Annotated in this window: 18 protein-coding genes and 1 tRNA gene; 8 read left to right on the top strand and 11 right to left on the bottom strand. The window is 64.8% G+C overall.

Features of this window, described 5'->3' with window-relative positions; genetic code table 11:
• Nucleotides 1–11 precede the first annotated feature (11 nt).
• Nucleotides 12–2,009 (top strand): threonine--tRNA ligase, encoded by a 1,998-nt coding sequence (thrS, locus tag MRBLSP13_RS05010; protein ID WP_363739555.1) that lies wholly within the window; start codon nt 12–14, stop codon nt 2,007–2,009.
• Nucleotides 2,010–2,227: 218 nt separating this feature from the next.
• Complete coding sequence (gene infC, locus MRBLSP13_RS05015) at nt 2,228–2,761, top strand: translation initiation factor IF-3 (RefSeq protein ID WP_133653427.1); 534 nt, start codon at nt 2,228–2,230, stop codon at nt 2,759–2,761.
• 131 nt (nt 2,762–2,892) lie between these two features.
• On the opposite strand, the gene MRBLSP13_RS05020 is transcribed toward infC, so the two are convergent.
• The 4 genes from MRBLSP13_RS05020 to gluQRS all read right to left on the bottom strand — a co-directional run bounded on the left by MRBLSP13_RS05020 (nt 2,893) and on the right by gluQRS (nt 5,606).
• Nucleotides 2,893–3,765, bottom strand: a complete 873-nt coding sequence (locus MRBLSP13_RS05020; RefSeq protein WP_363753108.1) for a GGDEF domain-containing protein — start codon at nt 3,763–3,765, stop codon at nt 2,893–2,895.
• Nucleotides 3,766–3,903: 138 nt separating this feature from the next.
• Complete coding sequence (locus tag MRBLSP13_RS05025) at nt 3,904–4,473, bottom strand: cob(I)yrinic acid a,c-diamide adenosyltransferase (RefSeq protein WP_363739359.1); 570 nt, start codon at nt 4,471–4,473, stop codon at nt 3,904–3,906.
• Nucleotides 4,474–4,486: 13 nt separating this feature from the next.
• Nucleotides 4,487–4,720 carry a twin transmembrane helix small protein gene (locus MRBLSP13_RS05030; protein WP_133653424.1) on the bottom strand — a complete coding sequence of 78 codons (234 nt, stop codon included), beginning with the start codon at nt 4,718–4,720 and terminating at the stop codon, nt 4,487–4,489.
• A gap of 10 nt (nt 4,721–4,730) precedes the next feature.
• Nucleotides 4,731–5,606, bottom strand: a complete 876-nt coding sequence (gene gluQRS, locus MRBLSP13_RS05035; protein WP_363739360.1) for a tRNA glutamyl-Q(34) synthetase GluQRS — start codon at nt 5,604–5,606, stop codon at nt 4,731–4,733.
• Nucleotides 5,607–5,730: 124 nt separating this feature from the next.
• Here gluQRS and MRBLSP13_RS05040 point away from each other — a divergent pair, with 124 nt between their 5' ends.
• On the top strand, nt 5,731–6,297 hold the full coding sequence (locus tag MRBLSP13_RS05040) for an HNH endonuclease (protein ID WP_025549923.1): 567 nt from the start codon (nt 5,731–5,733) through the stop codon (nt 6,295–6,297).
• 24 nt (nt 6,298–6,321) lie between these two features.
• Here the strand turns inward: MRBLSP13_RS05040 and MRBLSP13_RS05045 are convergent, their stop codons facing one another.
• Nucleotides 6,322–7,059 carry a Crp/Fnr family transcriptional regulator gene (locus MRBLSP13_RS05045; protein ID WP_363739363.1) on the bottom strand — a complete coding sequence of 246 codons (738 nt, stop codon included), beginning with the start codon at nt 7,057–7,059 and terminating at the stop codon, nt 6,322–6,324.
• A 204-nt stretch (nt 7,060–7,263) separates the two neighbouring features.
• Here MRBLSP13_RS05045 and murA point away from each other — a divergent pair, with 204 nt between their 5' ends.
• Together murA and MRBLSP13_RS05055 are read left to right on the top strand one after the other, a co-directional pair.
• Nucleotides 7,264–8,547 carry a UDP-N-acetylglucosamine 1-carboxyvinyltransferase gene (gene murA / locus MRBLSP13_RS05050; RefSeq protein ID WP_363739365.1) on the top strand — a complete coding sequence of 428 codons (1,284 nt, stop codon included), beginning with the start codon at nt 7,264–7,266 and terminating at the stop codon, nt 8,545–8,547.
• Nucleotides 8,540–10,063, top strand: a complete 1,524-nt coding sequence (locus tag MRBLSP13_RS05055; protein WP_363739367.1) for a sensor histidine kinase — start codon at nt 8,540–8,542, stop codon at nt 10,061–10,063. The genes murA and MRBLSP13_RS05055 overlap by 8 nt, the downstream gene beginning before the upstream one ends.
• Here MRBLSP13_RS05055 and MRBLSP13_RS05060 read toward each other — a convergent pair.
• From MRBLSP13_RS05060 to MRBLSP13_RS05070, 3 genes are all read right to left on the bottom strand, one after another.
• Nucleotides 10,008–10,445 (bottom strand): response regulator, encoded by a 438-nt coding sequence (locus tag MRBLSP13_RS05060; RefSeq protein ID WP_363739368.1) that lies wholly within the window; start codon nt 10,443–10,445, stop codon nt 10,008–10,010. The genes MRBLSP13_RS05055 and MRBLSP13_RS05060 overlap by 56 nt on opposite strands.
• 72 nt (nt 10,446–10,517) lie before the next feature.
• Nucleotides 10,518–10,745: a DUF2188 domain-containing protein gene (locus MRBLSP13_RS05065; protein ID WP_363739370.1), complete on the bottom strand. Its 228-nt coding sequence runs from the start codon at nt 10,743–10,745 to the stop codon at nt 10,518–10,520.
• Between the two features lie 146 nt (nt 10,746–10,891).
• Nucleotides 10,892–11,509: a DNA-3-methyladenine glycosylase family protein gene (locus MRBLSP13_RS05070; RefSeq protein WP_363739372.1), complete on the bottom strand. Its 618-nt coding sequence runs from the start codon at nt 11,507–11,509 to the stop codon at nt 10,892–10,894.
• A gap of 77 nt (nt 11,510–11,586) precedes the next feature.
• On the opposite strand from MRBLSP13_RS05070, the gene MRBLSP13_RS05075 reads away from it, so the two are divergent.
• Nucleotides 11,587–11,904: a 2Fe-2S iron-sulfur cluster-binding protein gene (locus MRBLSP13_RS05075; RefSeq protein ID WP_363739374.1), complete on the top strand. Its 318-nt coding sequence runs from the start codon at nt 11,587–11,589 to the stop codon at nt 11,902–11,904.
• A gap of 130 nt (nt 11,905–12,034) precedes the next feature.
• Here the strand turns inward: MRBLSP13_RS05075 and MRBLSP13_RS05080 are convergent, their stop codons facing one another.
• Nucleotides 12,035–12,778, bottom strand: coding sequence for a hypothetical protein (locus MRBLSP13_RS05080; protein WP_414714697.1), 744 nt, complete (start codon nt 12,776–12,778; stop codon nt 12,035–12,037).
• 37 nt (nt 12,779–12,815) lie between these two features.
• Nucleotides 12,816–13,556 (bottom strand): 23S rRNA (guanosine(2251)-2'-O)-methyltransferase RlmB, encoded by a 741-nt coding sequence (gene rlmB, locus MRBLSP13_RS05085; RefSeq protein ID WP_133653414.1) that lies wholly within the window; start codon nt 13,554–13,556, stop codon nt 12,816–12,818.
• Nucleotides 13,557–13,658: 102 nt separating this feature from the next.
• On the opposite strand from rlmB, the gene MRBLSP13_RS05090 reads away from it, so the two are divergent.
• Nucleotides 13,659–13,745 (top strand) — tRNA-Tyr (locus MRBLSP13_RS05090).
• Nucleotides 13,746–13,877: 132 nt separating this feature from the next.
• On the top strand, nt 13,878–16,145 hold the full coding sequence (locus MRBLSP13_RS05095; RefSeq protein ID WP_363739378.1) for a glycoside hydrolase family 3 N-terminal domain-containing protein: 2,268 nt from the start codon (nt 13,878–13,880) through the stop codon (nt 16,143–16,145).
• Nucleotides 16,146–16,235: 90 nt separating this feature from the next.
• Here the strand turns inward: MRBLSP13_RS05095 and MRBLSP13_RS05100 are convergent, their stop codons facing one another.
• Nucleotides 16,236–16,697, bottom strand: coding sequence for a glycine zipper 2TM domain-containing protein (locus MRBLSP13_RS05100; protein WP_363739380.1), 462 nt, complete (start codon nt 16,695–16,697; stop codon nt 16,236–16,238).
• Nucleotides 16,698–16,766 lie beyond the last annotated feature (69 nt).

The raw sequence follows: 16,766 nt of genomic DNA on the forward strand, positions 1-16,766 counted from the left end.
CCGTGTCCGCCATGCTCAAGATAACCCTGCCCGATGGTTCCGTGCGTGAAGTCGCGCCCGGCACTACCCCGGCGGACATTGCGGCGGCGATCGGGCCGGGCCTGGCCAAGGCTGCCATCGCCGCGCGCGTCGATGGCGAACTGCGCGACATCATGCGGCCGCTGGAGGCCGACGCGCAGCTGGCGCTGGTGACGGCGAAGGACGAGGCCGATGCGCTGGAACTGGCGCGGCACGACTTTGCCCATGTGCTGGCCGAAGCGGTGCAGGCGCTTTTTCCGGGGACGCAGATCACCTTCGGTCCGGCGACGGACGATGGTTTCTATTATGACTTCGCGCCCCCGGTCGTCGAAGGAAAGCAGCGGCCCTTCACGGAGGAAGACCTGCCCGCCATCGAGGCGAAGATGCGGGAGATCATTGCCGCCGACAAGCCGCTCAGGCGTGAAGTGTGGAAGCGCGAGGAACTGATCGCGCGCTGGCGGGCGGAGGGCGAGACGTTCAAGGCCGAATGGGCCGCCGAGCTGCCCGACGGCGAGGAACTGACCGTCTATTGGTCGGGTGGCGACTGGCTCGACATGTGCCGCGGACCGCATCTGGCCTCGACAGGCAAGCTCGATCCGGCGGCGTTCAAGCTGACCCGCGTGTCGGGCGCCTATTGGCGCGGCGACCAGAAAAATGCGATGCTTTCGCGCATCTATGGCACCGGCTGGCTCAATCGTAAGCAGCTCGACGCGCATCTGACGCGGCTGGAGGAAGCGGGCAAGCGCGACCATCGCAAGCTGGGCGCGGAGATGGACCTGTTCCACCTTCAGCAGGAAGCGCATGGCAGCGTCTTCTGGCACCCCAAGGGCTATATCATCTGGCGCGAACTGGAAGCCTATATGCGCCGTGCCATCGATGCGGCGGGCTATCGCGAGGTGAAGACGCCGCAGGTGATGGACGCGCGCCAGTGGGAGCAGTCGGGCCACTGGGGCAAATATCGCGAGAATATGTTCGTCATCCCCGACGAAGTGCCCAATGTCGCGGATGAAGGGCCGCTGGTGTCGGACGATGCCGACTGGATGGCGTTGAAGCCCATGAATTGCCCGGCGCATGTCCTGATCTTCCGCCAGGGGATCAAGAGCTATCGCGACCTGCCCTTGCGTTTCTACGAAAATGGCTGCTGCCATCGCAACGAGCCGCATGGGGCGCTGCATGGCCTGATGCGCGTGCGCCAGTTCACGCAGGACGACGCGCACATCTTCTGCCGTGAGGACCAGATCGTGGAGGAGGTGCGGGCCTTCTGCGCGCTGGCGGACCGCATCTACAAGGATTTCGGCTTCACCTACTCGATCAAGCTCGCCCTGCGTCCGGAAAAGCGCTTCGGCAGCGATGCGATGTGGGACCAGGCGGAAAATGAACTGCGCGACGCGGTGGCGGCGGCGGGCCTCAATACGCCCGAATTTGGCTGGGAGGAACTGCCGGGTGAAGGCGCCTTCTATGCGCCGAAGCTGGAATGGCACCTGACCGATGCGATCGGGCGGACATGGCAGGTCGGCACCATCCAGTCGGACCGGGTGCTGCCGGAGCGGCTGGACGCATCCTATGTGGGTGAGGATGGCGAGCGGCATCGGCCGGTGATGCTCCATCGCGCGATCTTCGGCTCCTATGAACGGTTCATCGGCATCCTCATTGAACATTATGCCGGCCGTTTCCCGCTCTGGCTGGCGCCGGTGCAGGCGGTGGTGGCGACCATCGTGTCCGATGCGGACAGCTATGCGAGCCAGGTGGTGGAGAAGCTGCGGGCGGCCGGCATCCGCGCCGAAACCGACGTCCGCAACGAAAAGATCAACTACAAGGTGCGCGAGCATAGCCTTGCGAAAGTGCCGAATCTGTTGGTCGTCGGCCGCCGGGAGGCGGACGAAGGGACGGTGGCGCTGCGCGAGCTGGGCAAGGAAGGGCAGAGCCTTCTTTCTCTCGATGATGTCATCGCCCGTCTTGCAAAGGAGGCACGGGCACCCGATATGCGGTGAGGCAGCAATGCCACATGGGACCGGCAAATCAGCGATTGCGGACTTGCCGGCCCTTTCGGCTTTGCGCTAGAGGCTGCTCCGATTGAGTCGGAGCACTCTCTAGCTCGTCTTTTGCCGTATCCGCGATCGGTTGGTTGTTCCGGCTGATCGCAAAATGCGCGGGAGTCCGCCGGAGCCGTTTCGTAATTGCCATAGGAGAAGCCACTATACGTCCCCCGATGATGCGCCGTCCCATGGCGCCGCCGCCGAAGTCCGGTCCCCGTTACAACGAGTTCATCAACGTGCCCAAGGTGCGCGTGATCGATGACGAAGGCGAAAATCTGGGCGTGATGTATACGCAGGAAGCGATCGAGCGCGCCTATGAGCTGGGGCTGGACCTGGTCGAGGTGTCGCCCAACGCCGATCCGCCGGTGTGCAAGTTCCTGGACATCGGCAAGTACAAGTATGAGGCGCAGAAGAAGGCGAACCTTGCCCGCAAGACCCAGAGGACGCAGGAGATCAAGGAGATCAAGATGCGTCCGAACATCGACGATCATGACTATGATACGAAGATGAAGAAGGTCCATGACTTCATCGGCGAAGGCGACAAGGTGAAGATCACCTTGCGGTTCCGTGGCCGTGAATTGTCGCACCAGCAGCTGGGCATGCAACTCCTCCAGCGCGTGGCGGAGAATGTAGGCGAGATCGCGAAGGTCGAAGCCTATCCCCGCATGGAGGGGCGCCAGATGCTGATGGTGCTGGCGCCGAAATAAGCTTGCCGATTTTCGGTGGTCTTTGTCGGGCGGGGTCTGGAAGCAGGCTCCGCCTGAACTGTTTCCGATGCGGCTTCTGGATGACCCTTGAGGTGGTCTCGGCATGGATCATGCCGATTGAGGGCCGGGAATTACCGCAGGCTGACGGCGGGCCGCTCGGCGCGCTGGATCTGGCCGCGGCCCGAATTTTTCGCGCGATAGAGCGCCTCGTCGGCCTTGCCGATCGCCGTCATCACCGGGCCGCCCCGCCAGGCGCATAGCCCGACGGAGAAGGTGATCGGTTGTCCGTTCACCGTGCCCACGGGCTCTCGCCGCATCCGTTCCGCAATGCGGGCCAGCGACCAGCTTGCCTCCTCCTCTATGGCGTCCTGATAGAAGATCGCGAAAGCCTGTCCGGCCCAGCGGGCGATGATGTCGACGCGACGGGTCTGCGACGACAGGCGCGTGGCGAAATCGACGAGCACGCGATCGCCTTCCTCATGACCGAGCATCTCGTTGACCTGCGTGAAATGGTCGAGGTCGATGATCGCGATGCAGCCCTTGCGCCCGGCCAGCGGCAGCGCGTCGAGCTGGGCCAGGAAGCCGCGACGGTTGGGAATGCCGGTCAGCGCATCCTCATTGGCCGCGATGTTCAGTGCGTCGATCTGTTCGCGCGTCGTGGCGGCGGGGCCGCGCACGCGGTGGAAGAGCCTGGTGGAGATGTCGATCATTTCCCGCAGCGTCGGTGCCCAACGCTTGCGTTCCGGCTGCTCCACCGGGTTCAGCGCGTTCACCTGCCCGTGGAGCGGGTCCAGCAGCGCGCCAATGCCGATCAGCGCTCCGGCAGCGCCCGCCATGGTCGCCAGCGTCAAGATGATGAACTCCGCCCAGGCGATCCGCCCCGTCGCCGTGCCCCACAGGATATAGCCGAGCAGCGGCAGATGAGTGGTCACAAGGCAGAGGGTCAGGAGGCGAAGCCGCAAGGGGCGGGGGAAGATGAAGGAAGTCGCGAGGTAGAATTGCATCCCTGGGCCCTGTCATAGCGATCGGGCCAAAATTGGGGCGGCGCGTAAAGAGGCGGTGAAGCAACAGGGTTAACGCCTGGCGCAGGGACGAACCGTGCTGCCCATGAGTCGAATGGCGTCGATTGCCGGGAAATCGCTTCAGCGCGACGCGCCCGGCACCCATTTGACATCGCCCGCACCATTGCCGTTAAGGCGCCGCGCCATCACGAACAGCAGGTCGGACAAACGGTTGAGATAGGCCAATGCCTGCGGATTGATCGCGACCTCGACGGCTGCGGCGGTGGCCGAGCGTTCGGCGCGGCGGGTGACGGCACGGGCCAGATGCACGGCGGCGGCGGCGTGCGAGCCGCCGGGCAGGACGAAGCTGTCCAGTGGGGCGAGATCGGTGTTCATCGCATCGATCTGCTGCTCCAGCCGATCGACCTGGGACGAGACGATCCGCAACGCCCAGGGTTCGTCCTCCCCCTCCGGCATAGGTGTGGCCAGGTCGGCGCCCAGGTCGAACAGATCATTCTGGATGGTCGTCAGCCAGCCCGCCTCCGGCCTGTCGCCGATCGCGATGACGGCGAGGCCGATGGCGCTGTTCGCCTCATCGACGTCGCCTACCGCCTGCATGCGCGGCGCATGTTTGGGCAGGCGGGATCCATCCACCAGCCCGGTCGTGCCCGCGTCACCGGTGCGGGTGTAGATCCTGTTCAGCTTCACCATGACGGGCGGGCGCTCAGCCGTGGCCCTTCATCAGCAGCAACAGCGCCACGATGATCACCGCCACTGCCTGAAACAGGATGCGGTTCATCATCATCCTGTTCTGCTTGAGGCTGGATGGACTGGGTCCGCCTTCCGGCGAGTTCAACTGTTCCTTGGTCGCCTGCAGAAAGGCGATGATTCCCCGGATCAGGGCGAACAGGGTGGCGCCCATGGCCAGGATGAGGGCGATGACGAGCAGCGTGTTCATGAGATCGAATCTAGGCGCTGCCCAGGGAAATGCCAATCGGAAAGCGCGCATGGCGCAGATCGTCGGCCAGGCGCCGCGGGTCCATGCCCTCCGCGCGCAGATCGGCCAGGCCGATCGATCCGTCGCGCTTGGCCAGCCGCCTGCCGTCCGGTCCGACCAGCAGGGGATGGTGGGCATAGAGGGGGGAGGGCAGGTCGAGCAGCGCCTGGATCAGGCGGTGGATGTCGGTCGCGGGGCGCAGATCCTCGCCGCGCAATATATGGGTCACGCCCATCGCCGCATCGTCCAGCGTGCAGGAAAGATGATAGCTGGCGGGCGCATCCTTGCGCGCCAGCACGACGTCGCCCGCGGCAAGCGGTCCGGCAGGGACGGCCGTTGCCGCATCGTCATTCGGCGGGAAGGGCAGGGCATGCCATTGCAGCGGGCCCGCCCGCGCGACCGCCTGCGCCATGTCGATCCGCCATGCATGGGGATGGCCGGCCGCGATCCGGCTTGCCCGATGCGCATCGTTCAGCCCGCGACATGTGCCGGGATAGACCGGCCCCTCCGGCCCGTGCGGCGCCGTCGCGCTGGCGGCGATGTCGGCGCGGGTGCAGAAGCACGGATAGAGCAGGCCCATGGCCTTCAGTCGTTCCAGCGCCGATTGATAATGGTCGAGCCGCGCCGACTGGAACACGATGTCCCCGTCCCAGGCGATGCCCAGCCAGTGCAGATCCTCGACGATGCCGGCGACATGCTCCGGCCGGCTGCGGGTGCCGTCTATATCCTCGATCCGCAGGCGGAAGGACCCGCCCCGCGCCCGCGCCAGGTCCATGGCCAGCAGCGCCGACCAGCCATGGCCGACATGCAACCTACCCGTGGGGCTTGGCGCAAAGCGAGTCACCATATGCTGTGGTCGTGCCGATTGAGTCATACAGGCCCTTGACGGGATGGGGTCGATGATGCTGTCATGCTGTCGTCACCTTTCTGATCGATCAGGGCGGTGGCGAAAGGGGGTTGAAGGGTAATATATGTACCATCCCGACCTGATACGACATCCGGAAAACTGTCCGGCTTTGGTCCTGAATGCGGACTACACGCCTTTAAGCTATTATCCGTTGAGCCTGTGGCCCTGGCAAACCGCCATCAAGGCGGTTTTTTTGGATCGGGTGGACATCGTCGCCAGCTATGAGCGGCAGGTGCACAGCCCCAGCGTCCAGATGCAGATACCTTCCGTGATCGCGCTGAAGCAATATGTGAAGCCGTCGGAACATCCCGCCTTCACCCGGTTCAACCTGTTCCTGCGCGACAAGTTCGCCTGCCAATATTGCGGCTCCCCGAACGATCTGACCTTCGACCATGTCATTCCGCGGCGCGCGGGCGGGCGGACGACCTGGGAAAATGTCGCCACGGCCTGTTCGCCCTGCAATCTGAAGAAGGGCGGGCGGACACCGAAGGAGGCGCATATGCAATTGCATGTGACGCCGATCCGCCCGACAAGCTGGCAATTGCAGGAACATGGCAGGGCCTTCCCGCCCAACTATCTGCACGAAAGCTGGCACGACTGGCTCTATTGGGACGTGGAACTGCTGGCGTAAAATCCCTCTCCGGAGGGGATGCCGTCAATCCAGGCCCGGCAGCCAATCCAGGTCCATATCCTTGTGCCGGTTGGTATAATGGCCGATTTCCTCCAGCCGCGCCATGTCGCGCAGGGTGATCCGTCCATTGGCCCGGCTGATCAGCCCTTCCTGTTCCATCTGCCGGATCATCCGGTTCACGTGGACGGAGGTGAGGCCGATCGCGTCCCCGATCTCCTCCTGCGTCAGCTTGAGGTCGAAGCTGTCAGTGATGCCATCGTCGGTCACCCGCAGGCGGTCGAATATGTCGAGCAGGAAGGATGCCACCCGCGCCTTGGCAGAGGTGCGTCCCAGGGAGGCGAGCCGGTCCGTCAGCGCGACCCGTTCCGCATTGGAAAGCAGGAACAGCAGCGCTGCGACGCGGGGATATTCCTCTAGCAGACGGCGCAGCGCATGCTTGTCGAACGGGCAGATGATCGCATCGGACAGCGCAACCAGCGATTCCGGCGCCCGGCTGTAGATCGTGCTGGCTGATCCGATGAAATCGCCGGGAAAGTAGACGCGCAGGATCTGACGGCTTCCGTCAGGCAGGATCACGAAGCTCATCACCCGTCCTTCGCGCAGGACGAAGAGTTCGGTCACCATTTCGTTGACGCGCTGTATCATCGCGCCGCGCTTTACCTTGCGGGGATTCTCCTCCAGCCTTGTAAGTGCCTTTTTTTCTGCATCGGACAGGGCCACATGCTTCGCCAACCTGTCCGCGAAACAACTTGTTGCCACCAAAACACCTTTTTGCTTGCATTGTCGTTACGATGGCAAAACGCCCCACGCGTCTTTTGGCTGCATTTGCGCAAACTGCACTAAACTCGATCAATAATGGGCGGACGAACGCACAAATGTTTCAATTGTGCGCGGAAATATGTCCGGGAATGGACAGCCGCGCCGACCGCCTTGCGGAAACCGTAATTAACGTTAAGAACCCAGCCGATGGACCGCATTCACATCCGCGGCGGCAAAGCGCTGAACGGCCGCCTTCCCATTTCCGGCGCGAAGAACGCCGCGCTCACGCTGCTGCCCTGTGCGCTGCTGACCGACGAGCCGGTGACGCTGCGCAACCTGCCGCGGCTGGCGGATGTCGACAGCTTCGGCCATCTGTTGAACCAGCTTGGCGTGTCGACGATGATCGAGGGCGCCCGTCCTGAGGATTTCGGCCGCGTCATGACGCTGCGGGCCGGCCGCGTGACCTCGACCGAAGCGCCCTATGACATCGTGCGCAAGATGCGTGCATCGATCCTGGTGCTCGGCCCGCTGCTCGCGCGCGCGGGAGAGGCGCGGGTGTCCTTGCCCGGCGGCTGCGCCATCGGCAACCGCCCGATCGACCTGCACCTGAAAGCGCTGGAGGCGTTCGGCGCGATCATCGAGATCAACGCCGGCTATGTGCGCGCGAGTCTGCCCGACGGCGGCCTGCCGGGGGGCATCTACACCTTCCCGGTCGTGTCCGTCGGCGCGACGGAGAATGCGCTGATGGCTGCCGTGCTGGCCAAGGGCAGCTGCATCCTGGAAAATGCGGCGCGGGAACCGGAGATCGTTGATCTCTGCAACCTGCTGAACGCCATGGGCGCCGACATAGAGGGCGTGGGGACCGACAAGCTTATCATCCACGGCCGCGAACGGCTGCACGGCGCGACATACAGCGTCATGCCCGACCGGATCGAGGCGGGGAGCTATGCCTGCGCCGCGGCGATCACCGGCGGCTCGCTGGAACTGGCCGGGGCATGCGCCGATGACATGCACGCCATATTGGCCGCGCTGCGCGAGGCGGGTGTCCATGTCGAGGAGCTGAAGGATGGGATCAGGGTGTCGGCTGACGGCCGGCTGCGCCCGCTGACCATTTCGACCGCGCCCTTCCCCGCATTTCCGACCGACATGCAGGCGCAGTTCATGGCGATGCTGACGCGCGCGGACGGCGCATCAGTGCTGACCGAGACGATCTTCGAGAACCGCTACATGCATGTTCCCGAACTGGCGCGCATGGGGGCCGACATCGGCGTCAACGGCCGCACCGCGGTCGTGCGCGGGGTCGACCGGCTGGTCGGCGCGCCGGTCATGGCGACGGACCTGCGCGCCTCGATGAGCCTGATCCTTGCCGGCCTTGCCGCTGAAGGGGAAACCCAGGTCCACCGCGTCTATCATCTCGACCGCGGCTATGAGCGGCTGGAGGAAAAGCTCTCTGCCGTTGGCGCGGACATCGAACGCGTCAGCGATGGTTGACGGGCGCGGGCTCGAGACCGATCGCGCGGCGCTGCTGGCGCGCTACGATCTCGATACCGGGGGCTTCGCCACGCTCGACCAGATTACCGCATTCGCCGCCGCGCTGTGTGATGCGCCCATCGCGCTTGTCAGCATCGTCGAGGATGATCGCCAGCGTTTCCTGGCCCGCACCGGGCTGGACGCGGAGGAAACGCCCCGCGACGTGTCCTTCTGCGCCCATGCCATGCAGGGTGAGGGGATATTCGTCGTCCCCGATGCCACGCAGAATCCCGGTTTTCGTGACAATGCCCTGGTCACGGGGCCGCCGTTCATCCGTTTCTATGCCGGTGCGCCGCTGATCGACAGCGAGGATGCGTCGCTGGGCGCGCTTTGCGTCATCGATGACAAGCCGCGGGACGACCTGACCGTCCTTCAGCGCCAGGGACTGTCTCTCCTGGCCCGCCAGGTGATGGTCGAGCTGGAGGGGCGCCGCCGCGACCGCGACGTGATCGCCCGGCAGCAACGGGACGCGCAGGCGGTGGCGGAAAGCGACCGGATGTTCCGCACGCTTGCCGACACCATGCCGCAGATGGTCTGGTCGACGCTGCCGGACGGTTATCACGACTATTACAATGCACGATGGTACGAGTTTACCGGCGTGCCGACGGGTTCGACCGATGGCGAGGGATGGAACGGCATGTTCCATCCTGACGATCAGGAACGCGCCTGGGGCCGCTGGCGCCGTTCGCTGGAGACCGGCGAACCCTATGAGATCGAATATCGGTTGCGCCATCACAGCGGCGATTATCGATGGACGCTGGGGCGCGCGCTGCCGATCCGGGATGAGGATGGGGCGATCGTTCGCTGGATCGGAACCTGTACCGACATCAACGACCAGATCGCGATGGTGGAAGAACGGGAGATCATTGCCCATGAGCTCTCGCACCGGATCAAGAATATTTTTTCGGTGATTTCCGGGCTGATCGGCCTGTCGGCGCGCCAGCATCCGGAAATCCGCGCCGCGGCGGACGACCTGCGCGATCGCATCATGGCATTGGGCCGCGCCCATGATTTCGTCCGGCCCCATGGCCCGAATTCCCAGCCGGATCAGGGTGACGGCCGGCTGTGGGGCATATTGGAGCAGATCTTCACGCCTTATCGCGACGCGCTGGGACCGCGCATCCGCTGTATCGGCGACGATCCTGAAATCGACGACCGTTCCGCTACGCCGCTGGCGTTGCTGTTCCACGAGCTGGCGACCAACGCCGCGAAATATGGCGCGCTTTCCGCACCCGGCGGGCAGGTGATGATCGAGGTGAAGGGTGAGGACGACCACATCCGCATCGATTGGCGCGAGGAGGGCGGACCGCCGCCCGCACCGGCCACCAGCGAGGGTTTTGGCAGCCGGCTGATGCAGTTGAGCGTGGAACGGCAACTGGGCGGGCGCATGACCCGGCAATGGCGGCCGGAAGGCTTGAGCCTCAGCCTCTGGATTCCAGCCCGGTCAATGAGCCGGGTGGCGGCAGGAAAGGGGTGAAGCCGGCGATTTCGGCGGCTTCCAGCTCAGGACTTTCGGCGGCGGCAAGGTGCAGCGTTTCGGCGATGCTGTGGGCGCGGAAAGGCTTGGTGATGACGCCGAGCGCAGCGGCTGAGGCGGTCCCGATCTGCGCCGGATTGGCCGTCACATAGATGACCCGGATGCCAAATTGGCTGGCCAGTTCTACGCCGATGCCCGGTCCCGTGGGGCCGTCGCGCAGGTTGAGATCGACCAGCGCGATGTCGCAATGGCGGGCAGCGTCCAATGCAGCCTGACGATCGGCCGCGATGGCGCCGACGGTAAAGCCCGCATCCTCCACGATGTGCTCAATTTCCAGGGCGACGAATATTTCGTCTTCTACGATCAGAACCTTTTTGCTCATCCCACAGTCCACGCAACCGGAGGCGTTAAATGCGCAGATCCGTCACAGGTTCCCGTGGGAGCGCAAAATTTTTCAGGCCTTGTCTGCCTCCACGCTGGTCCAGAGCGTCTCGAAGGCGGTGCCGCGCATCAGCAGGACCGAGGCGGGATAACCCGCGCCGCCAGCCTTTTGCGCGGTGGCGGTCGCATTTTCCACCGCCGCTTCCTGCGTCGCGAAAGGGCCATAATAGCGATTGTCGAGATTGATCTTCCAGACGCCCTCATGTTCGAGGACGATGTAGCGGGCATGGGGCAGGGGCATCACATTATTCCCAAATTCGAGGTCTGAGGGTCGACGCATACCGGCGGGCAAAGCTCCAGGCCAAGGCCCGCACGGCGGCCCGTCCGCAGCAGGACAGGGGGCTGGCCTCCAGGGTCGGCCTGAACTGTGCTCCATCTCGACATGGTCTACAAAACCTCCGTATTATAATGGTGCCATGCCATGATGGCGGCCGCGCCGCGATGGGGGCGCCAGCGTTCGGCGACGTCGCGGGTCAGCTTCTCGCTGGGCCGCTGAGCGAGGCCCAATATCCGTCCGATCTCGATCTGCACCGCGAGGTCGCCCGCCGGCCAGACATCCGGCCGCCCTTCGGCGAACAGCAGGTAGATTTCGGCCGACCACCGCCCGATCCCCTTGACCTGCACCAGTTGCGCGATCGCTTCCTCATCATCCTGGGGCAGATTGTGCAGGTCGATTTCGCCGCTGACCACCAGTTCCGCCAGGCTTCGGGCATAGCCCTGCTTCTGCCGCGACAGGCCGCAGGCGCGCAACGTATCGAAATCACGGGCGAGAAGGGCGTCCGGCGCGCAGCCTGTGCCCAGTTCGGCTTCCAGCCGCCGCCAGACCGCCCCGGCCGCGGCAACGCTCACCTGCTGGCCGACGATGGTGCGCAGCAAGGTTTCATAACCTGGCTCGCGGACGCGGGGCGGCGGATAACCGACCCGGCCGATGGCCGCGGCGAAACCGGGTTCCATCGCAGCTATGATATCCAGGCTGTTCCGCAACGCTTCTGCCGTATTCACCATGATTTGTCGCCTGGCCCTTGATTTCCTGCTGCTCGTCCGACATGAGCGGCGGGAAAAAATTAGAGGGACTTGGGTACATGGCGAAACTGATCGTGGTCAACCGCGCGGGCGAAGAACAGACGGTGGAGGCGGACAGCGGCCTTTCCGTGATGGAGATCATCCGCGACAACGGATTTGACGAACTGCTGGCCCTCTGCGGTGGCTGCTGTTCTTGCGCGACGTGCCATGTCTACGTCGACCCTGCCTTCACCGACAGCCTGCCTGCGATCAGCGAGGACGAGAACGACCTGCTCGACAGCTCCGATCATCGCAACCAGACGAGCCGCCTGTCCTGCCAGTTGCAGTTCAACGATTCGCTCGACGGTCTCCGCGTGACGATTGCGCCGGAAGATTGAATCCGGTCGCGGGTGACCAATCCCGAACATGCCCGTCCCGCATGCGGAAGGGCCGGGATTGGCGCGAGCGCGCGATGATCCGCGCCAGCCGATGAGACCTGTGCTGCGTTGAATCTGACGCAGCATGGCTTTACGGCCTGAACTTCAGGGTGGCCGCCGGTGCCTCGCTGGTCAGGGACGTCACCTTCCAGACGATCCGTTTCCCTTGCGGCGTGTCCTGCGCGCCGTCTTCCTGGTTCTGGCTGACGATCTCTGCATTGGTGGTGAGGGTGAAGGTGCCGTCCAGCGCCTTGGCGGCATCGTCATTGCCCCCGCCCATCGGACCCTGGCTCTTGTCATAGCCGTTGGAATAGCCCGGCGCTTTCACCCGCGCCCGGTCTTCCCCGCGCAACTCCACGACGACGAAGGGCAGCACGATCTGCGCATCGCTGTTGAAGGGGAACAGGAAGGCGTGGGTCAGCCGGCCGCTGATCGCATAGTCGATCTCGAACCGGTGATTGCCCATGTAGCGGGCCGACCGGAATCCCTTTTCCTTCAGCAGCGCTGCGGCGATCGCCTGCATCTGCTGCTCGTCATTCTTGTCGTCCTTGACGTCGAAGCGCTCTTCCGTCTTGCCCTGCGTCTTGGACTGGAGCGCCGTATGCAGGCTGCTCTGCTGGTCCTTGGGTGGTGCGCCGTCGATGGGATCGTCATTGCCGGGCATCGAACCCAGGCCCTTGCCCATGTCCGATGCCAGGATCTCGCCCTTGTAGGTGAAGCTGAAGCTCCGGTCCGCCCGGATGTCCAGCGTGGAGTCGAACTTGCCCGGCGTCACCAGGCAGGCCGAGAGCAGCAGACTGGCCGCCAGCACAACGGCCGAGCGCAGAAAAATCATCACGATCGAAACCCCTGTCGTCCGTGGCCCCGGGCCGCTACCGGCTGGCAGCGGCATAAAGGGCGATTGCCGCGGCATTGGAGACGTTCAGGCTCTCCATGCGCGGGCTGATCGGCAGCTTAGCCAAAATGTCGCAATGCGCCATGCTGTTGTGGCGCAGCCCTTCGCCCTCGGCCCCCAGCACCAGCGCGACGCGGGACGTGCCGATCGCCTCGCCCAGCGTCTGTTCCGCCGTGCCGTCCAGCCCGATGCGCCAAAAGCCCGCTTCCGCGATTTCATCGAGGGCGCGGGCAAGGTTCACGACCCGCACCCAGGGCACGATTTCCAGCGCGCCGGATGCCGAGCGCGCCAGCACGCCCGATTCGGGCGGAGCATGGCGGTCCTGCGTGACGATGCAGAGCGCGTCGAACGCGGCGGCGGAGCGCAGGATCGCGCCGACATTGTGCGGGTCGGTCACCTGGTCCAGCACCAGCACGGGACGATGATCGTCCCGCCCGGCCTCCAGCGCGTCGCCCAGCCAGACATCATCCAGCGGCTCTACCTCCGCCACGATCCCCTGATGCGGCGCGTCGGACGGCACCATGCGGCCCAGATCCGCCCCGTCGGCATAGACGATGGGTAGGACCGGCGGCAGGTCGAGCGCGTTCAGCGCCTCCCGCGTGCCCCAGATCTTGCGCACCACCCTGTCCGGATTGGCGAGCGCGGCGATGACGGCATGCCGTCCATAGAAGCGGGGAAAGGTCCCTTTGGCCTTTCCGGTGCGATTTCCTCTTTTCATGGAAGCGCTCTTTTCACATTGGACCATTGACAGGCAAGTCTCCTTTCGCCATTGGAGCGCCCTCCAGCCGATCGGGGCTTCTCCGAATATGGTTAGGCGACTGGACAGGTGGCCGAGTGGTTAAAGGCAGCAGACTGTAAATCTGCCCGGGTTTCCCGTACGCTGGTTCGAATCCAGCCCTGTCCACCATCGCCCCGCCATCTTGCGTCCCCGGCTGAACTGATCGGCCCTGAGGCTCGGTCCATCCCTCCGCCGGTTGCTTTCTTTCATGCGTTGACGGGATAGGTGCGGTTCATCCGGAATCAGTTACGCTCCCCCTTGATGACCCCGATCCCTCCCGTAGCCCGCCGGGCCGTCCTGACCGCCGCCCTTGCCGGCTTCCTGACGCTTCCGCTGCCCCGTCGCGCGCTTGCCGCGACGGAGGTCGAGCGCGTGGACGATCTGATCGCGCGCATGACCATCGAGGAGAAGGCGGGACAGATGACCTGTCTGGCCGACAGTTTCCGTCCCTATAACCCGCCCAATCCGCAGACCGGCATCCAGAATGAAAGGCAGCTTGCCGAGGAGATCCGCAAGGGGCGTGTGGGATGCCTGTTCAACGGCATAGGCGTGGCGGGCGCGCGCCGCGCGCAGGAGATCGCGGTCAGGCAGAGCCGCCTTGGCATTCCCCTGCTGTTCGCGGGCGACGTGATCCATGGGCTCAAGACGATCTTCCCGGTGACGCTCGCCGAAACGGCCAGTTTTGATCCTTCGCTGGCGGAGCGCACGGCGCGCGCGATGGCGGTCGAGGCCACGGCGGCCGGTCTGCACCTGACCTTTGCGCCCATGGTCGACGTCGCCCGCGACCAGCGCTGGGGGCGTGTGGTCGAGGGCGCCGGGGAGGATGTCTATCTGGGCGGGCTGTTCGCCGCCGCCCGCGTGCGCGGCTTCCAGGGGCGTGACCTGCGCCGCGACGACAGCCTGCTTGCCTGCCCCAAGCATTTCGCCGCCTATGGCGCGGTCGCCGGGGGCCTGGAATATGGCAGCGTCGACATCAGTGACGAGACGCTGCGCGAAACCCATCTTCCGCCCTTTGGCGCGGCCTTCGCGGCGGGCGCGCTCACCACCATGGCGGCGTTCAGCGAGATCAACGGCGTGCCGGCGACGGCCGACCGTGACCTGCTGACCGACATGCTGCGTGGGGAGATGAAGTTTCGCGGCTTTGTCTTTTCCGACTATACGGCGGATGAGGAACTGATCGCCCATGGCTATGCCGAGGATGAGCGCGATGCCACCCGCCTCGCCATCCTGGCCGGGGTGGACATGTCTATGCAGAGCGGCCTTTATATCCGCCATATCCCCGATCTGGTGAAAAGCGGCGCCGTGCCGATGGAGACGGTGGACGTCGCGGTCCGGCGCATCCTTTATGTGAAGACGGCCATCGGGCTGTTCGACAATCCCTGGCGCTCCCTGAACGAGGAAGCGGAAAGGAGTCGTATCTTCACGCCCGGCCATCGTGCCCTGGCGCGCGAAGCCGCCGCGCGTTCGGTCGTGCTGCTGCAGAATAACGGCGTCCTGCCGCTCGATCCGGCCAAGGCGCAGACCATCGCGCTCATCGGTCCCTTCGGCGAGGACAGGGAGAATGTCTACGGCCCCTGGGCCTTTTACGGCGACAAGGGAAAGGGCGTCGACATCGCCACCGGCCTGCGCGCCGCCATGCCCGATCCCGGCCGATTGCTGATCGCCCCGGGCAGTGGCATATTGACGCCCATCGACGGCGGGGTGGCGAAGGCGGTGGAGACCGCCAGGGCCGCCGATGTCGTCATCCTCGCCATAGGGGAATCGCAGGACATGTCGGGCGAGGCGCAATCCCGCACCGCCATCGAGATTCCGGTCGTGCAGCAGGCGCTGGCCGATGCGGTGGCCGGTACGGGAAAGCCGGTCATCGTCCTCCTTCGCCACGGCCGGGCGCTGGCGCTGCATGACGGCGTCGCCAATGCGCAGGCGATCCTTGCGACCTGGTTCCTGGGGTCGGAGTCCGGCCATGCCATAGCGGACATCCTGTTCGGCAAGGAAAATCCCTCTGCCAAGCTGCCGGTCAGCTTTCCCTGGGAATCGGGGCAGGAGCCCTTTTTCTACGACCGCAAGTCGACCGGGCGCCCGGTGATCGACAATCGCACCGAATATCGATCGCGCTATGCCACGACCGACAACAGCGCGCGCTATCCCTTCGGGCACGGGCTTGGCTATAGCGAGTTCGTGCTGGAGGACCTCAAGCTTTCGGACATGGCGCTGCGCTGGGACCGGGCGATTGAGGTGACCGCCCGCCTCACCAACAAGGGGGGGCGCAAGGGCAGCGAGGTGGTGCAGCTCTACATTCGCGACCGCGTCGCCAGCCGCACCCGCCCGATCCGCGAACTGAAACGCATCGCGCGCATGACGCTGGACCCCGGCGAGAGCAGGACGGTTCGATTCTCCCTGTCCCGCGTCGACCTGCAATTTGTCGGCGCGGGCAACCGGATTATTGCGGAGCCGGGCGCTTTCGACCTGTGGGTCGGGCAGTCGTCGATCAATGGCCTGCACGCCCAGTTCACGCTCTATGCCGCATAGCGCGCAGAGGAAAATCCTCCCCACGGATACCGTGGGGAGGATTTCACGTCCTCGTCCATATGCGCCCAAGGCGCGTTTCAGGAACGTCGATTAGCGGCAATCATTCTGTTCGATGGCGCGCCCGGCCAGCGCTCCGGCGCCCGCACCCAGGATCAGCCCGGTGGTGCTCGGCCGGTCCCAGCGCCCGCCACGGCCGATCTCCCGGCCAAGAAGCCCGCCCAGCACGCCGCCGATCACCGTGCCGGTCGTTCCCGACGAGCAGCGGGCATAGCGCGGCCTGGCATGGTAGACGCGGAGGCCGCCGTCATAACCCTCGCGATAATAGCTGTCGCGATAATGGACGGGGGCACGGTCATATTCGCGATAGTCGCGGTCATAGCCGCCGCGATAGCCGTCATCCTCCCGATAGGTTTCGCTGCGATAATAGCTGCCGTCGTCGCCGTCATAGCGCTCGCTATAATGATAATTGCTCTGCGCCATCGCCGGTGAAGCGGCAATGCCGGCCAAGGCGGCACCGGCCATCGATAGTGACAGGATCATGGTCTTCAGCATGGCAACCTCGCAAAAATTCCCGTGGCGGGATCTGACAAGGACGCTTTTGCACCCGTGCGGCTTGCGCCA

The sequence above is a fragment of the Sphingobium sp. LSP13-1-1.1 genome (assembly GCF_040676415.1).
Classification (GTDB): Bacteria; Pseudomonadota; Alphaproteobacteria; order Sphingomonadales; family Sphingomonadaceae; genus Sphingobium.

What these genes read in the sequence shown, in the direction of transcription:
- thrS (WP_363739555.1), top strand. Translation starts at nt 12, where the DNA reads ATGCTCAAGATAACCCTGCCCGATGGTTCCGTGCGTGAAGTCGCGCCC.
- infC (WP_133653427.1), top strand. Translation starts at nt 2,228, where the DNA reads ATGATGCGCCGTCCCATGGCGCCGCCGCCGAAGTCCGGTCCCCGTTAC.
- MRBLSP13_RS05020 (WP_363753108.1), bottom strand. Translation starts at nt 3,765, where the DNA reads ATGCAATTCTACCTCGCGACTTCCTTCATCTTCCCCCGCCCCTTGCGG.
- MRBLSP13_RS05025 (WP_363739359.1), bottom strand. Translation starts at nt 4,473, where the DNA reads ATGGTGAAGCTGAACAGGATCTACACCCGCACCGGTGACGCGGGCACG.
- MRBLSP13_RS05030 (WP_133653424.1), bottom strand. Translation starts at nt 4,720, where the DNA reads ATGAACACGCTGCTCGTCATCGCCCTCATCCTGGCCATGGGCGCCACC.
- gluQRS (WP_363739360.1), bottom strand. Translation starts at nt 5,606, where the DNA reads ATGGTGACTCGCTTTGCGCCAAGCCCCACGGGTAGGTTGCATGTCGGC.
- MRBLSP13_RS05040 (WP_025549923.1), top strand. Translation starts at nt 5,731, where the DNA reads ATGTACCATCCCGACCTGATACGACATCCGGAAAACTGTCCGGCTTTG.
- murA (WP_363739365.1), top strand. Translation starts at nt 7,264, where the DNA reads ATGGACCGCATTCACATCCGCGGCGGCAAAGCGCTGAACGGCCGCCTT.
- MRBLSP13_RS05055 (WP_363739367.1), top strand. Translation starts at nt 8,540, where the DNA reads ATGGTTGACGGGCGCGGGCTCGAGACCGATCGCGCGGCGCTGCTGGCG.
- MRBLSP13_RS05060 (WP_363739368.1), bottom strand. Translation starts at nt 10,445, where the DNA reads ATGAGCAAAAAGGTTCTGATCGTAGAAGACGAAATATTCGTCGCCCTG.
- MRBLSP13_RS05065 (WP_363739370.1), bottom strand. Translation starts at nt 10,745, where the DNA reads ATGCCCCTGCCCCATGCCCGCTACATCGTCCTCGAACATGAGGGCGTC.
- MRBLSP13_RS05070 (WP_363739372.1), bottom strand. Translation starts at nt 11,509, where the DNA reads ATGGTGAATACGGCAGAAGCGTTGCGGAACAGCCTGGATATCATAGCT.
- MRBLSP13_RS05075 (WP_363739374.1), top strand. Translation starts at nt 11,587, where the DNA reads ATGGCGAAACTGATCGTGGTCAACCGCGCGGGCGAAGAACAGACGGTG.
- MRBLSP13_RS05080 (WP_414714697.1), bottom strand. Translation starts at nt 12,778, where the DNA reads ATGATTTTTCTGCGCTCGGCCGTTGTGCTGGCGGCCAGTCTGCTGCTC.
- rlmB (WP_133653414.1), bottom strand. Translation starts at nt 13,556, where the DNA reads ATGAAAAGAGGAAATCGCACCGGAAAGGCCAAAGGGACCTTTCCCCGC.
- MRBLSP13_RS05095 (WP_363739378.1), top strand. Translation starts at nt 13,878, where the DNA reads ATGACCCCGATCCCTCCCGTAGCCCGCCGGGCCGTCCTGACCGCCGCC.
- MRBLSP13_RS05100 (WP_363739380.1), bottom strand. Translation starts at nt 16,697, where the DNA reads ATGCTGAAGACCATGATCCTGTCACTATCGATGGCCGGTGCCGCCTTG.